Origin of the sequence: Candidatus Accumulibacter aalborgensis, from assembly GCF_900089955.1 — a bacterium.
GTDB lineage: Bacteria > Pseudomonadota > Gammaproteobacteria > Burkholderiales > Rhodocyclaceae > Accumulibacter > Accumulibacter aalborgensis.
On the sequence record NZ_FLQX01000113.1, the window covers coordinates 40,138 to 55,167 of the forward strand.

Genomic DNA, 15,030 nt, shown 5'->3' on the forward strand with positions numbered 1-15,030 from the left:
GCCCATTCAGCCGCGCTGGCAAGCAAAAGGGACCGAAGATGCTGAAGATCGAGAACTCAACACATATAACGGCGACGTGCCAGATCGGACTCGTAGCGCGCCCGCTCGATCGCTTGACGGCGCACGCGGTCACGCTCTTCGCTTCGACTCTCCAGTTCTTTCGGGACAGCCAATGCCGCTTCCAGTGTGAGCGGGGTCATGACCGCCACGAGCAGTCGGCCGATCGCCGCGATCAGGGTAGCCGGCGCTGGCCGAAGTGGGTCCCTGCCGATGCGGGACGGGCGGCCGAAAATCAAAGGAAACCCATGGCGGCGAGCGATGATTTGGCGACCAATGACGGCAATGTCTTGATCCTACGGACAACTTCTATTGATACGCGAACACGGAAAGGAATCCGATCAATAGCGCCTGCTATCAATGGGGGACGGAAAGTCCAAGGATCCTGGTTCGCGCGAGAAGGGCGGCGACCGTTTCCCGGTGCCCCTACCCCACCCACTGGCGTGCGTTGCGGAACATCCGCAGCCAGGGCGAATCATGCCAGCCGCGCGACTCCCAGTCGGCCGGGTGCCACGACATCTGCACGCTGCGAAAGACACGCTCCGGGTGCGGCATCAGGATCGAGAAGCGACCGTCAGCGGTCGTCACGCCGGTCACGCCGGCCGGCGACCCGTTCGGGTTGTACGGATAGACCTCGGTCGCCTTCCCCGCCGGGTCGATGAAGCGCATGGCCAGCAGCGCACGCGCCTGCTGCTCGGCGGTAGCGAAGACCGCCCGTCCCTCGCCGTGTGAAACGACCAGCGGCAGCCGGCTGCCGCCCATGCCGGAAAAGAAGATCGACGGCGACGCCAGCAATTCGACCATCGTGAAACGCGCTTCGAACTGCTCGACCCGGTTGCGCTCGAAAAGCGGCCAGTCCTCTGCCCCCGGAATCATGTCCTTGAGCGCGCTCATCATCTGGCAGCCGTTGCAGACGCCGAGGGCAAAGCTGTCGGAACGTGCGAAGAAAGCCGAAAAGCCCTCGCGCGCACGATCGTTGAAGAGGATCGTTTTCGCCCAGCCCTGGCCGGCGCCGAGTACGTCGCCGTAGGAAAAACCACCACAGGCAACGGCACCCTTGAACTCGGCGAGCGCCACGCGGCCGGTGAGAACATCGCTCATGTGCACGTCGATGGCGGCAAAACCGGCACGATCGAAAGCCGCCGCCATCTCGACGTGGCCATTGACGCCCTGCTCGCGGAGGATCGCCACGCGCGGGCGCGCGCCGGTGTTTATGAACGGCGCGGCGATGTCGTCCGCCGGATCGAAGGACAGCGTCACCGACAGGCCGCTGTCGGCGGTATCGAGTATCCGGTCGTACTCCTGTTGTGCGCACTCGGGGTGGTCGCGCAGTTGCTGCATGCGGAAACTGGTCTCCGACCAGGCGCGCTGCACATCGACGCGCTTCTCGCTGAGCACCGCCTTGGCATTGCGGATGACCCGGATCTGGTCCCATGGATTGGGCGCGCCGATGAACTGTGTGCACGCACCGAGTCCGGCAGCGCGCAGGACGGCCATCACCTGACTGCGTTCGGCCCGTCGAATCTGGACCACCGCGCCGAGTTCCTCGCTGAACAGGGCGCGCATCAGGAACTCGAATGAACGGCCGCCGAGCAGGTTCGGGCGCTTCTCGTTGCCGTCGACGTCATTGATCAGCGCGTCGTAGCACAGCCCATCGGTGTCGATCGAAACACCGCAATGGGCGGCAAAGGCCATCTCGCAGACAGTGGCCCACAGGCCGCCATCGGCACGGTCGTGATAGGCGAGCAGCAGATCGGCGGCAGCGAGCTGGCGAACGGCGGTGAAGAAAGCGACCAGCCGGGCAGGATCATCGACGTCGGGAGCTTCGCTGCCGGTGGCGCCATGGACCTGCGTTAGCGCCGATCCGCCGAGGCGGTTGCGGCCACCGCCGAGATCGATCAGCAAGAGGTCGGTTTCGCCGGCATCGAGCTGGAGTTGCGGGGTCAGCGTCCGCCGCGCGTCGGCGACGCGCGCGAAGCCGGTGACGATCAGCGACAGCGGCGACACGACCTGCTTCTGACTGCTGTGGTGTGGGTAGTGCTCGTCTGCGGCGTCGGCCCAGGCGCTACGCATCGACAGGGAATCCTTGCCGACGGGAATCGCGACACCGATCTGCTGGCAAAGGTCGGACACCGCCCGCACCGTGTCGAACAGGCGCGCATCCTCGCCGGGGAAACCGGCGGCGGCCATCCAGTTGGCCGACAGCTTGACATCGGCGAGCGTCGCGATGTCGGCCGCAGCGATATTGGTCAGCGCTTCGCCGACTGCCATACGACCTGAAGCCGGTGCGTCGATCACCGCCAGCGGCGCGCGTTCGCCGATCGCGAAGGCTTCGCCGAGGTAGCCGCGAAAAGCCATCAGCGTCACCGCGACGTCGGCACAGGGTACTTGCCAGGGCCCGACCATCTGGTCACGCGCGGTCAGGCCGCCGACGCTACGGTCACCGATGGTGATCAGAAAGGTCTTGTCGGCTACCGCCGGCAGGCGCAATACACGATAAGCGGCTTCCTTGAGGTCTACCGCGGTGGCATCGAAAGGCACTGCCAGCGGCGGCAGATGCGTGACGTTACGCGTCATGCGCGGCGGTTTGCCGAGCAGCGCGTCCATCTCCATGTCCACCGGATGATTGTCGAAATGAGTGTCGGCGACCACCAGTCGACCATCGCTCCTGGTCACGCCGACGACGGCAAACGGGCAACGCTCACGCTCACAAAAAGCCGAAAACTCGGCCAGCCGGCCGGGCGCGATGGCCAGCACGTAACGCTCCTGCGCTTCGTTGCACCAGATCTCGGCCGGCGACATTCCCGGTTCCTCGATCTGCACGGCGCGCAGTTCGAAGCGCGCACCGCAGCCGGCGCCATGCGCCAGCTCGGGCAAGGCATTCGAGATGCCGCCGGCACCAACGTCATGGATTGACAGGATCGGATTGCCGTCGCCGGCAGTCGACCCGTCGCCGGTCGGCGCACCCCTCTGCCAGCAACGGTCGATGACCTCCTGCGCGCGCCGCTGGATCTCGGGGTTGCCGCGCTGCACCGAAGCAAAGTCGAGATCCTCGCTGTTGCTGCCCGTCGTCATCGAGCTGGCGGCGCCGCCGCCAAGGCCGATCAGCATGCCCGGCCCGCCGATCTGGACGAGCAGCGTACCGGCCGGCAGCGTCTCGGCCTTGAACGACTGGCTGGCCGAAATGTTGCCGACGCCGCCGGCGAGCATGATCGGCTTGTGGTAGCCGCGCAGCAACCGCTCGTCGCCACTGCCGGTGAACTGTTCGTAAGTGCGAAAGTAGCCCGCCAGGTTCGGGCGACCAAACTCGTTGTTGAACGCCGCCGCGCCGATCGGCCCTTCGAGCATGATCGCCAGCGGCGATGCGATGCGGGCCGGGCGGCCGTAGTCAGCGGTCTCGCGCTCCCAGGGCTGTGGCGCCTCGGGAAGGTTGAGGTTGGACACCGAGAAACCACACAAGCCGGCCTTCGGCTTCGAGCCACGACCGGTGGCGCCTTCATCGCGAATCTCGCCGCCGGAGCCGGTCGCCGCCCCCGGAAAAGGCGAAATCGCCGTCGGGTGGTTGTGCGTCTCGACCTTGGCCAGAATGTGCGTCAGCTCTTCGCCATAGGCATAGCGGCCGTCGGCGCCGGGATGGAAACGCGCCACGCTGGCGCCGGCGATCACCGACGAGTTGTCGGTATAGGCGACGATGGTTCCCGCCGGCTGCGCCTGATGCGTTTCACGGATCATGCCGAACAGTGTTTCGCTGCGCGCCTGCCCGTCGATCACCCAGGAGGCGTTGAAAATCTTGTGCCGGCAGTGCTCGGAGTTGGCCTGCGCAAACATCATCAGCTCGACGTCGGTGGGATTGCGCTGCTCATTGACAAACAGGTCGAGCAGATAATCGACTTCGTCTTCCGACAAGGCGAGCCCCAGCTTCGTATTGGCTTCGACCAGTGCGGCGCGACCGCCGGCCAGCAGATCGACACGAGTCAGCGCCCGCGGCGGAAAGTGGCAGAACAGATCGGCGGTTGGCGCGAAGTCGTCGAGCACCGCTTCGAGCATGCGATCGTGGAGCAGATCGGCTAGCCGCCCTTTGTCGGCTGACGACAGTCGGCCGCGCCTGGCCTCGAGGCGATAGGCAATTCCGCGTTCGATGCGCTCGATGGCGTGCAAGCCACTATTCCAGGCGATGTCGGTGGCTTTCGAAGACCACGGCGAGATCGTCCCGATGCGCGGCGTGACGAGGAACAGTTCGCCGCGTTTGCCGTCATCGCTGCCCGCCTGCGGGCGCTGGTCAAGCAGCGCCGCGAGTTGCCGGGTTTCGTCTTCGGTCAACGGGTGCCGGGCGGCGGCAAAATGCCAGTACTCGGCGGTCACGAGACGCACTCCCGGCACAGCGGCGGCCAGGCTCTGCTGCAGGCGCTGCAGGCGGAAAGACGAAAACGCGGGCGATCCGCGGAGAAAAAGGAGGTCGGCCATGGCGCGCGGCTGAGAAGGGCAGGCAAGCCTGCGTTGAAGGAAACGGCGGCGAGGCGCGATTATAGCCGACCGCGAGAGTGCTCCGCCGGGTCTACGAGGGTTACACGGAATTGCTTGGCGTAGTCCCTGTCCCGACTGATGCAGCGTAGATACCGGATTGATGACCAGCACACCCTCGCCTGCGCAGCGGATTACAATCGAGCCGACTCTCCCGCTTTGCACCTCGTGAACTTGTTCCAGGATCCGGCCATGAAAACAGCAGTCCGATCACAAGCCCTTTTTTGCGCCGCTGACCTGCGCACGATCGAAACCGTCGCCGCCGACCAGCCGCTGATGCAGCGCGCCGGGCTGGCCGCCGCCGATCTGGCAACCTCGCTCTGCCGGCTGCAGGGCGCCTCGCTGCTGATCCTCGCCGGGCCGGGCAACAACGGTGGCGATGCTTTCGTCGCCGCCCGCCACCTGCGCGAGCGCCGCTTTGCCGTGCACCTGGTGTTCGCCGGTGAAATCAGCCGTCTACCCGATGATGCCGCCGCGGCGTACCGGCGCTTCATCGACGACGGCGGCAGCCTGCTCGACGGCATTCCCTCCGGGCAGCGCTGGTCGCTGATCATCGACGGCCTGTTCGGCATCGGACTGCAGCGGCCGGTCAGCGGCCTCTACGCCGACCTCGTGGCCACCGCCAATGCGCTCGCCGCCCGTGACCGCTGCCCCCTGCTTGCTCTCGACTGCCCGAGCGGTCTCGACGCCGACACCGGCAAGCTCTGCGGCACGACGATCCGCGCCAGCCACACGATCACCTTCATCGCCGGCAAGCCGGGCCTGTACACCGGCGACGGTCCGGACTACTGCGGTGCGATCTCGGTCGCCGCGCTCGACCTCGACGCCGAGCGCCTGGCTCAGCCGACTGCGCGCACGATAGGCAGCGACCTGTTTGCCGACTGGCTGCGCTCGCGCGCCAGGAACAGCCACAAGGGCAGCCACGGCAGCGCCGGCATCCTTGGCGGCGCGAGCAGCATGGTCGGCGCCGCTTTCCTGGCCGGCCGCGCAGCGCTCAGGCTGGGCAGCGGGCGCGTCTATGTCGGCCTGATCGATCGCCAGGCGCCGGCGATCGACCCGCTGCAGCCCGAACTGATGCTGCGTCCGCCCGATTCCTTGCTGGCTACCGGCCTGACCGCGCTCGCCTGCGGGCCGGGGATGGGCGCCGGCGACGACGCGAGGGTCTTGCTCGAACGAGCGTGCGGGCTGGACATCCCGCTGCTGCTCGACGCCGACGCACTGAACCTGCTGGCCGGCGAAAAACGGCTGCAGGAAGTCCTGGCTGAACGTGGGCAGCGGAGCTCGCCGACGCTGCTCACGCCGCACCCGACCGAAGCCGCCCGCCTGCTGGCTTGCGATACCGCCGCCGTGCAGGCCGACCGCGGCGCCGCGGCGCGGGGACTTGCCTCCCGCTACCAGGCCGTGGTGGTGCTCAAGGGCTGCGGCAGCATCGTTGCCACGCCCGACGGTCGCTGGTTCGTGAACACCACCGGCAATCCCGGCCTGGCATCCGCCGGCACCGGCGACGTGCTCAGCGGGCTGACCGTCGCGCTTCTCGCGCAAGGGTGGCCGGCGTTGGAAGCGCTACTGGCTGCGGTGCACCTGCACGGCACAGCCGCAGACCAGGCGGTCGCCGGCGGCTGCGGGCCGATCGGGCTGACTGCCGGTGAGATCATCGCCAGTGCACGCGCCTGTTTCAACCGCTGGATCGTCTGAGAGAGGTCAGGCACATCGCCGCAGCTTCTTCCAGGCCGAGTTGAAAGTAGCGCTTCTGGGCCGTTCTGTCCTTGAGAGAAATGGTCATGCTCTCGAGGTCTTTCGGGCGCAGCACGTGTAAAGGTTTGGCGTAATAGCGCTTGCCACCGATTTCGGCGCTCTGTTGACCCATTGCCTTGAGCATCTCGTTGATCAAAGTCGCCTGCGCGAAGATCCGTGTGTTGGGCAAGGTGAGCTGCATGTCGCTGACCAACAGGTGAGTGTCGATGCTGTTGAACGGCAGCGTGAACGACTTCGCGTGGTAGAGTTTGTCGAGTTCCCGGTGATAGTCGTAATCGGTGAAGTCTACGGCAATGATCTCGTCGACCTGATCGTCTTCGAACAGCGTCCGCAGCGGAGAATTGTCCAGATAGCCGCCCTCGATGTAGTACTCGCCATCAATGGTGATCGCCTTGAAATAGGGGATGGTCGTGATGCCGGCGAGGAAGGCGTCCATGAAGACGTCCAGGCTGGCATCGTCGACGGTGGTCAAAATCTGATTGACGTTGAAGACCCGGCCCTGCCGTCGGCTCAGGTTGGTGGCGCGAATGTCCCAGCGCAGCGTCTTGAGATGGTCGGCGAGCAGCGCGCGCCGCCGGACGTCGTCGAGCAGCAGCGACTTGCGGCAACGGTCCTTGTCAACAGTGAACAGATGCGTGCCGTTGGGCAGAAACGACGGCCGCAAGCCGAGAAAACCGGCAAGAACATGGAAGATGTCGGACACGTCGAGCCTGACCGTACGCGTCAGCACCGGCGGCAACTCCTCGCTCTGCCAGTCCCACAGCAAGTAATCGACGACGATGTTGTTGCCCGAACTGGTCGAGGCAATGTGCACCACGGGGACGTCGTTTCTCTTCAGCCACACCAGCACACCTTCGGTGTAGAAGCTCCGATAGCCGCCGCCCGAGGCGACGAAACCGTATCTGGCATGCCCTTTCCTCCTCGCATGGATGATGTCCTGGCGGGCGCCAGTATTCGGAAACAGTTTGCCACAGTTCCGACATGTCGGGACGCGAGGCGCGTACGTTCCGGCGACCAGGTGCAGTCAGGATTCTGCGCTGTCGGCGCATGCCAATGCCTGGGTTTGTTCGCCAAAAGCAGAGAAGATCAGGGTAATGCGCAGTCCCCCGGTCACCGGGTTGGCGAGTTCGATCCGGGCGCGGTGGAGTTCGGCGATCTCGCGCACGATCGCCAGGCCAAGGCCGCAGCCGGCGCCTGACGATCCAGGAAGCCGGTAGAAGCGCTCGAATATCCGGCTGCACTCGGCGGCGGGAACCCCCGGTCCGTTGTCCTCGACCTCGAGAAATGGGAATTGGTCGCGGATGCCGCTGCGCACGGTTACCACTCCATTGACGGGAGTGTAGCGGACGGCGTTGTCGATGACGTTGGCAAGAGCTTCGCGGAGCATCCAGGGAATCCCTTTAACGGTGGCGGATTCAATGTCAAAGCCAAGGTCGATTCCCTTGGCGAGCGCACGGTCGAGGAAGATGGACGCCGCCTCCTCAAGCAGAACGGCAAGGGAGAGCGGCTCAAGGGGCTGAATAGCCGCGGCACCAGGTTCGGCGCGGGCATAGATCAAGAGCTGATCGACCAGGTGGCCGATCCGTCCAGCGGCATCCTCGATCCGCGCAAGACGATCTGGGTCCGACTCAAAGCGCCCCCCCAGAGTGGCGAGTTCAATCTGGGTCTGCAGGCCAGCCAGCGGCGTTCGCAACTGATGGGCGGCATCGGCGAGAAAGCGCTGCTGCGCCTCGGCCGCTGAGCGCAGGAGGACGAACAGTTCATTGAGACGCGACAGCATCGGCCAGATTTCCCGCGGTGTCGGCTGGACATTGATCTCCCGCAGGTCGCTCGGGGAACGGGTGGCGATTTCTCGCTCGAGGGCGGCCAGGGGCGCCAGACCCTTTCTGACACCGACATATACTGCCAGAAAAGTAGCGACGATGACGATCAGATTGGGCAGGATCATTGCCGTCAGAACCTTCCGACTCGCTCGGTTCCTTTTGGAGAGCGTTTCGGCAACGGTGATGGTGATCTCGCTCAAAGGCGAGTCGATACGCTGCACCGCAGATCGAATCCAGGCACCTCGGAACCGCGTGTCCTTGAACTCCGGTTGGCCCTGGGCGGCGAGGCGCAGATCTGGCAGATCCGCGTCACCGGCGAGCAGGTGGCCAGATCCGTCACGGACGGCAAAATAGATCTTGTCCGAACCATCGCTGCGCAGCATTGCCTCTGCTTCGGACGAGAGCTTGACGCTTACTTGCGATTCACCCGTTTGTATGTGGGCAGCGATATCCAGCGCCGCGTCAGCGAGGGACTGGTCAAAGGCCGCGTCGGCGGTCTCCTTGGCCAGACGATAGTCCAGGAAGACGCTAATGGCGAAGACCAGCATCAAGGGAGCGAGGATGGCCAGGAGGAGACGCTGGCGCAGGCTGATCGACGGTCGTTCGTCGAGCACTTCAACTGGCAGCGGCATCGATGCGATAGCCAATGCCGCGGACCGTACGGACTTCTATGCGCCCGGCAGCCAGCTTGGCGCGCAGACGGGAGACATGCACCTCGATGGCGTTGGGCGTGATGTCCTTGTCCCAGCCAGCCAGACTCTGCACCAGCCGGTCCTTGCTGACCACCTTGGGCGATGCCATCAGAAGGATTTCGAGGATCGCCCACTCGCGGTTGGTCAACTCTAGTGCCTGGCCATCGACGCTCGCTGTGTGGCGGCCGGTATCCAGCGTCAGGTTGTCGTGGCACAGACAGGCATTGGCTATGGAGTGGGCGCGGCGAATCAGTGCCCGAATGCGGGCGCTCAATTCTGGCAGGCGAAAGGGTTTTGGCATGTAGTCGTCGGCACCTATATCCAGGCCCCTGATGGTGTCCTCCATGCTCCCGCGTGCCGAAAGGACGAGCACCGGCAAAGGGCTTCCTCTGGCGCGCAAGCGACGGATCAGAGTCAATCCATCGGCTTGCGGCAAACCAATATCGACCACCGCCAGATCGAAGCTCTCGGTTTGCAGCGAGGCCTCGGCGGCCTCCGCCGAATCGGCCACGTCTACCGTATAGCCAGCCTGCAAGAGTCCCTGTTTTAGACCACTCGCCACCAGCTTGTCGTCTTCGACCACCAGAATCCTCATCTGTCCTCACCGCCCCCCATGAGCGCAGAATATACCGGGCAACGGGCATGGGTGTGGCGAAGTCATTGCCCTGTCGCCGTGGCATCCTGCGGCTCCAGTCCGCCGGCCGGCTCCTTGTGCGCGATGCCGTAGTGACAGTCGATACAGGTCTTGCCGCCATTGGCCAGTTTCTGGTGTTGTTTCTGTGCGGTTCGGCCCTGCATCTCCGGGGCCATGGCCTTGACGTCGTGGCAATTTCGGCATTCGCGGGAATCGCTCTCCCTCATACGCAGCCAGACGCGTTTGGCGAGTTCGAGCCGGTGTTCCTCGAACTTCTCCTGAGTGTCGATGCGTCCTGCGAAGTGCTGGAAGACGTCGTTGGCCGCCATGAGCTTGCGGATCATGGTGTCCACGAACTCGTGCGGCACGTGGCAATCCGAACAGGTGGCCTTGACGCCAGTGCGGTTGCGGGCGTGGACGGTGTGACGGTATTCCTCGAAGTTGTTGTCACGCATTTCGTGGCACGAGGTGCAGAACTCCAGGGTATTGGTCTGCTCGAGGGAAATCTTGCCACCGGCACCGAGCAGACCACCGATCAGCATCAGAAACAGGGCTTCGAGCTCCAGCAGCCTGGCCCAGGGCCTTTGCTCACGAAAGCGTTGCCATAGGGATTTCATCGGATTCTCGGTAATTGTGGAGCGGCTGGCATCTTCCCGCATCGAAGCTTGCAAATACCTGACATGCCCTTGTCTGTTTTTCCAGGGGTCCGTAAGGTATTCGCAAGCCTTCGCGTTCTAAGGTGCCGGCAAACGCGGCAATGGGGTACCCCGTACCGCAAGCGCTTTTGTCACCCAGGGAGAAATCATGATTGCGATGAAGATGCCGCTTGCCGGCGAGTGGCGGCGGTGGGCGAGGTGGCCATGCGCCTCCACAGCCTTGTTGGCCAGCGTGCTTTTGGCCACCACGTTCAGCACCACAGCACAGGCAGTACCGAGCTATGCCCGCCAGACGGGTTCGGAGTGCGCCGCCTGCCACATCGGCAGCTTCGGACCACAGTTGACACCCTATGGCATCAGGTTCAAGGTCGGCGGCTACACCGATACTGACGGCAAGGACGGCAAGGTGCCCATCTCCGCCATGGCGGTGGCCAACTGGACCCGCAGCACCAAGGATCTGCCCGAAGCGCCCGCACACTTCAGCACCAACAACAATGCCGCCGTACAGGAAGTCTCGCTGTTCCTCGCCGGTCGACTCACCGACCACATTGGCACCTTCATTCAAGGCACCTATTCCGGGGTTGATCGCAAGTCCTTCCTGGATCAGGTGGACATCCGCTACGCCAGTACGCTCAACCTGGGCGAGCAGGAAGGCGTCGTCGGAATCTCGTTGAACAACAACCCGACGCTGACCGATCCGTTCAACACACTGGCCCAGTGGCGCTTCCCTTACACTGCCTCCGACTTCGGCTTCGGTACCGGCGCTGCGCCGCTGGTCGAGAACCTCGGCGGCAGCGTCGTCGGGATCAATGCCTATACCCTATGGGACAAGAATTTCTATGCGGAACTAGGGGTATACCGCGCGTTATCCGGCAACACCGTGAACAAGATCAACACCAGCCAGGTGGCCACTGCCACGATCGACCCTGGGAAATTCTCGGGCGTCGGGACCTACTGGCGCCTTGCTTATTTCAAGGACATGAAGCGCGACAACTTCAACGTCGGGGTGTTCGGTTTCAACGCCGGTGTCGAGAATGCAAACGATCCAGGTTCCGCCGACCACTACCAGGATCTGGGGATCGACGCCTCCTACCAGTTCCTCGGGAACCGGGAACACATCTTCACGGTGAATGCGAGTTACGTTTGGGAGAAACAGAACCTGAACTACACTTACAACGCCCTGGGCGCTTCGCAACATTCCACGGACACGCTCGACACCTTCCGTCTTGCCACTTCCTACCATTACAAGCAGACCTGGGGTGCGACGGCCGGCCTTTTCGACACCCGAGGCAGTTCCGACAACGGCCTTTATGGCAGCGTGTCGTACAACAACCGACCAGATACCTCCGGCTACATCCTGCAGGCCGACTGGACACCCTGGGGCAAGGAAGGCTCCTGGGGCGCCCCCTGGGCCAACGTCCGTCTTGGCCTGCAATACACCGGCTACACCCGCTTCAACGGCGGCAGCCACTACATCGACGAAGTAAACAATATCGACCGCAAGGCCACCGACAACAACACAACGATGCTGTTCCTCTGGTTGGCCATCTAATCGGGAAAGATGACATGAAGAGTATTGATTACACGAGGACTGCCGTTTTGGCCCTGGCCCTGGTGGTAGCAAGCGGGCAGGTCCTTGCGACGGGCGATGCCAAGCGCGGCGCCGACGCCTTTGCCGAGGAATGCGGCGATTGCCACAGCGCCATACCGGGCAAGAGCAAGAAGGGGCCGATGCTGACCGGCATCAATGGCCGCAAGGCCGGATCCGTGACCGACTTCGCCGGCTACTCGGAGGCCATGAAGCAGAGCGGCATCACCTGGTCAGCAGACAAGATAGACGCCTATATCGCAGCACCCAAAAAAGTGGTCCCCGGTGGCAAGATGAAGTACGACGGACTGGCCGACGCCGGCACGCGCGCCGACCTGGTTGCCTATCTCATGACGCTCAAGTGAGCTCGCGTTTGCATTCGCTCAAGGACTAGAGGCCGCACGCTGGAGTCTGCCAGTCACAGGTGACGGTGCTGCGCTTGCTCCCCAGTGGGCATCGAGACGCTGACCTCCGATCAATCCGCTTGCCTGTGCAGCGTAAACACGCTTGCTGCATGTCTTGACTCCGGGCTCCACTTTACTCGTCCGCCTGCCATGAAGATATCGCTGACCGGGATTACTTCCCGATTCAGCGCCACATCGACGCCACTCCATCGAGCGCCCGCAATGGGGTGCCGCCGATGTGCCTTACCACACAGTGCGCCACAGAAAAAAAGCGCATCATGGCGCTAGGTCCAGCGGTATGTCGTCATTTGCCTCAGCGAGCCGATTTTCCTGCTGTCGCGATTCTTGCTGCGTGACCAATGCAGGACCATTTCATGCTTCCACTGGAGGTGACGCGTGTCCACAAAAGGAAATGAGCACGCCATGAGTCGCCCATGAGCCCGCCTGGATCCGCTCTTTCCGGCGACGTAAGCGACCAAGTCTCGGCGTTGATCGACACCTTGCACACGAGTGCGCGACGCTTCGAGGAACCGACCGCAGGCGAGGTCGATACGCTGGCGGATGCTGACCGACGGACCTTCCTGCTGCGGCCCGGCCACGACCACATGCGTCGCACGAAGGCAGCGATCGTTAACGCACTGCCCGTGCCAGTCGCCCTGCTCGATGCCAACGGCTTGGTCGTCATGGTGAATGAGGCGTGGCGGCAATCTGCTGGCACGCCAGCGATTCAGGGCCCTGGTTGTCGGACTGGCGTCAATTACCTCGATCTGTGTGACCTCACCGCAGACGATGAGGCCACTGAAACTCAGCGGTCAGAGGCAGGCATCAGTTCGGTGTTGTGCGGCAACGCGAAGAGCTCTTCGATGGAATATCCCTGTCATTCACCGACGCAGCAGCGCTGGTTCATGATGACCGTAACCCCGCTGGCGAATGAGCATCCGCGTGGCGTCGTCGTCATGCACGGGAACATCATCGGCGTGCTCGGCATCGCCCGCGACCTTACCGAGCGCAAGTCAGCGGAAAACAGGATCGCTTACCTCAACCGCGTCCATGCCATGCTCAGCGGCATCAACACGCTGATCGTGCGCGTGCGTGAACGCGATGAGCTGTTCCGGGAGACGTGCCGGATCGCGTGCGATGCAGGCGGATTCCGCACGTCCTGGATTGGCCTCGTCGATCGGCGCACGATGAACATCGCCCTGGTCGCCTCGGCGGGCAATGACGAGGAACTGCTGGCCGCGACCAGGAACCGCCGGTCAGCGCTTGGCGGCACGACAAGTGCGCTGGTCGCAAGGGCGATCAGTGAGAAGGAAGCCGTCGTAGCCAACGACTCGGCAAGGGACCCGATGCTCATTTTCGGGGCGCAGGGCGCCGACACCGGTATCCGCTCGCTGGCCGTCCTGCCGCTGATGGTTGCCGATGAAGCGGTCGGCGTGCTCGTGCTGTACGCCGGCGAGCGCCACTTCTTCCACGCAGAAGAGCTGAAGCTGGTGACCGAACTGGCCCGCGACGTCGCCTTCGCGATCGATAACCTCGACAAGCAGAAGCGACTCGATTACCTGGCCTATTACGATCCACTCACTGGCCTTGCGAACCGCAGTCTGTTTCTCGAACGAGTAGCGCAGTACATCTGCAGTGCTGCTGGTAGGGGGCGCCAGCTCGCCATCGCCCTGATCGATCTGGAGCGCTTCAAGAACCTCAACGACAGCCTTGGCCAGCCAGCCGGCGATGCGCTCCTGCGGCAGGTGGCGGCGGGGCTGACCCGCACCACGGGCGACGCCAAGCTGCTGGCGCGCGTGGATGCCGACCACTTTGCGCTGGTCCTGCCGGAGGTCAATCCGGGCGGCAGTATTGCGCACCTGATCGAGAAGGTGATGGCTGCCTTTGTGGAGCATCCGTTCCGCCTCGACGACGCCATTTTCCGCATCGCCTTCAAGAGCGGCGTGGCGCTGTTCCCTGACGACGGTGCCGACGCCGATGCCTTGTTCATGAACGCCGAGACCGCGCTCAAGACAGCCAAGACCGCCGGCGATCGCTACCGGTTTTTCACGCCGCACATGACTGCGGCGGCGGCCAGCCAACTGACCATGGAAATCCAGTTGCGGCAGGCACTCGACAAGGACGAATTCGTTCTCCATTACCAGCCCAAGATCAGCCTGGCAAGCGGCAAGCTCACCGGCGCCGAGGCGTTGATCCGCTGGAACGATCCGCGCATGGGCCTGGTGCCACCAGGCCGCTTTATCTCTATCCTCGAGAAGACCGGGTTGATCTACGAGGTCGGCCGCTGGGCGCTGCGCCAGGCCGTCGAGGACTACCGGCGCTGGCGCAGCGCGGGCCTGGCGGCCGTGCGCATCGCGGTGAACGTGTCGCCGCTGCAACTGCGCAATCGCGGCTTCATTGCGGAGTAACGATGACGACGGTAAACAAACAGGCACGCATCCGCAGGGCGCAGTCCTGCGCGACGGACGCCCGTGCGGCGGTTGGCGAATTTCAGGCGGCGGTCGGGCAGCCGGACATGGCATTGGTGATCTTCTTTTGCTCCAACGAGTACGACCTGACCGTGCTGGCTGAGGAAATGAGGCGTTCATTTGCCGGAGTTCAGGTCGTCGGTTGCACGACAGCCGGGGAAATCGGACCCGCCGGTTACCGGGAACACAGCCTCACCGGGGCGAGCTTCCCGGCCGGAAGTTTCAGCGCGGTCAGCGGCGGCATCGACCACTTGCAGCAATTCGAGACTGCCGCGGGTCGTAAGCTTGCGCAGAGCTTGTTGCAAAGGCGGGAAATCCATGCCCCGCAAGCCAGTGCTGATGACAGCTTTGCCTTGCTGCTGATCGATGGTGCGTATTTCACGCCATCGTGACCGGTGATTTCACCAAAGCGTGACCGGCGTTTCACGAGAG

The 15,030-nt window shown here is 63.6% G+C and carries 11 protein-coding genes; 5 read left to right on the forward strand and 6 right to left on the reverse strand.

The features are described from left to right. Positions 1-56 precede the first annotated feature (56 nt). Entirely contained in the window at positions 57-200 is a 144-nt protein-coding gene (locus ACCAA_RS11735) for a hypothetical protein (protein WP_245754546.1), read from the reverse strand. A gap of 283 nt (positions 201-483) precedes the next feature. Continuing rightward, positions 484-4,521 (reverse strand): phosphoribosylformylglycinamidine synthase, encoded by a 4,038-nt coding sequence (gene purL, locus ACCAA_RS11740; RefSeq protein ID WP_186407438.1) that lies wholly within the window; start codon positions 4,519-4,521, stop codon positions 484-486. A gap of 249 nt (positions 4,522-4,770) precedes the next feature. On the opposite strand from purL, the gene ACCAA_RS11745 reads away from it, so the two are divergent. Next, a complete protein-coding gene (locus ACCAA_RS11745; protein ID WP_186407439.1) occupies positions 4,771-6,273 on the forward strand; it encodes an NAD(P)H-hydrate dehydratase in 1,503 nt (500 codons plus the stop codon). Here ACCAA_RS11745 and ACCAA_RS11750 read toward each other — a convergent pair. From ACCAA_RS11750 to ACCAA_RS11765, 4 genes are all read right to left on the reverse strand, one after another. Continuing rightward, entirely contained in the window at positions 6,254-7,357 is a 1,104-nt protein-coding gene (locus ACCAA_RS11750) for a patatin-like phospholipase family protein (RefSeq protein ID WP_186407448.1), read from the reverse strand. The genes ACCAA_RS11745 and ACCAA_RS11750 overlap by 20 nt on opposite strands. Next, the gene (locus tag ACCAA_RS11755; RefSeq protein ID WP_186407440.1) at positions 7,358-8,788 is read right to left on the reverse strand and encodes a sensor histidine kinase; all 1,431 of its coding nucleotides are present in this window, start codon (positions 8,786-8,788) and stop codon (positions 7,358-7,360) included. Beyond that, positions 8,772-9,443: a response regulator gene (locus ACCAA_RS11760; RefSeq protein ID WP_186407441.1), complete on the reverse strand. Its 672-nt coding sequence runs from the start codon at positions 9,441-9,443 to the stop codon at positions 8,772-8,774. Before ACCAA_RS11760 ends, ACCAA_RS11755 begins: the two co-directional genes overlap by 17 nt. Before the next feature lie 62 nt (positions 9,444-9,505). Further along, the gene (locus ACCAA_RS11765) at positions 9,506-10,099 is read right to left on the reverse strand and encodes a NapC/NirT family cytochrome c (RefSeq protein ID WP_186407442.1); all 594 of its coding nucleotides are present in this window, start codon (positions 10,097-10,099) and stop codon (positions 9,506-9,508) included. Between the two features lie 187 nt (positions 10,100-10,286). Between ACCAA_RS11765 and ACCAA_RS11770 the strand changes: the two genes are divergently transcribed. From ACCAA_RS11770 to ACCAA_RS11785, 4 genes are all read left to right on the forward strand, one after another. Beyond that, on the forward strand, positions 10,287-11,690 hold the full coding sequence (locus ACCAA_RS11770; RefSeq protein WP_245754547.1) for a cytochrome C: 1,404 nt from the start codon (positions 10,287-10,289) through the stop codon (positions 11,688-11,690). Positions 11,691-11,704: 14 nt separating this feature from the next. Continuing rightward, on the forward strand, positions 11,705-12,091 hold the full coding sequence (locus ACCAA_RS11775) for a c-type cytochrome (protein WP_186407443.1): 387 nt from the start codon (positions 11,705-11,707) through the stop codon (positions 12,089-12,091). Between the two features lie 473 nt (positions 12,092-12,564). After that, on the forward strand, positions 12,565-14,538 hold the full coding sequence (locus tag ACCAA_RS11780; RefSeq protein WP_186407444.1) for a sensor domain-containing protein: 1,974 nt from the start codon (positions 12,565-12,567) through the stop codon (positions 14,536-14,538). 2 nt (positions 14,539-14,540) lie between these two features. Continuing rightward, the gene (locus ACCAA_RS11785; protein ID WP_186407445.1) at positions 14,541-14,990 is read left to right on the forward strand and encodes an FIST N-terminal domain-containing protein; all 450 of its coding nucleotides are present in this window, start codon (positions 14,541-14,543) and stop codon (positions 14,988-14,990) included. The last annotated feature ends 40 nt before the right edge of the window (positions 14,991-15,030 follow it).

What these genes read in the sequence shown, in the direction of transcription:
- purL (WP_186407438.1), bottom strand. Translation starts at nt 4,521, where the DNA reads ATGGCCGACCTCCTTTTTCTCCGCGGATCGCCCGCGTTTTCGTCTTTC.
- ACCAA_RS11755 (WP_186407440.1), bottom strand. Translation starts at nt 8,788, where the DNA reads ATGCCGCTGCCAGTTGAAGTGCTCGACGAACGACCGTCGATCAGCCTG.
- ACCAA_RS11745 (WP_186407439.1), top strand. Translation starts at nt 4,771, where the DNA reads ATGAAAACAGCAGTCCGATCACAAGCCCTTTTTTGCGCCGCTGACCTG.
- ACCAA_RS11765 (WP_186407442.1), bottom strand. Translation starts at nt 10,099, where the DNA reads ATGAAATCCCTATGGCAACGCTTTCGTGAGCAAAGGCCCTGGGCCAGG.
- ACCAA_RS11760 (WP_186407441.1), bottom strand. Translation starts at nt 9,443, where the DNA reads ATGAGGATTCTGGTGGTCGAAGACGACAAGCTGGTGGCGAGTGGTCTA.
- ACCAA_RS11775 (WP_186407443.1), top strand. Translation starts at nt 11,705, where the DNA reads ATGAAGAGTATTGATTACACGAGGACTGCCGTTTTGGCCCTGGCCCTG.
- ACCAA_RS11770 (WP_245754547.1), top strand. Translation starts at nt 10,287, where the DNA reads ATGATTGCGATGAAGATGCCGCTTGCCGGCGAGTGGCGGCGGTGGGCG.
- ACCAA_RS11780 (WP_186407444.1), top strand. Translation starts at nt 12,565, where the DNA reads ATGAGCCCGCCTGGATCCGCTCTTTCCGGCGACGTAAGCGACCAAGTC.
- ACCAA_RS11785 (WP_186407445.1), top strand. Translation starts at nt 14,541, where the DNA reads ATGACGACGGTAAACAAACAGGCACGCATCCGCAGGGCGCAGTCCTGC.
- ACCAA_RS11735 (WP_245754546.1), bottom strand. Translation starts at nt 200, where the DNA reads ATGACCCCGCTCACACTGGAAGCGGCATTGGCTGTCCCGAAAGAACTG.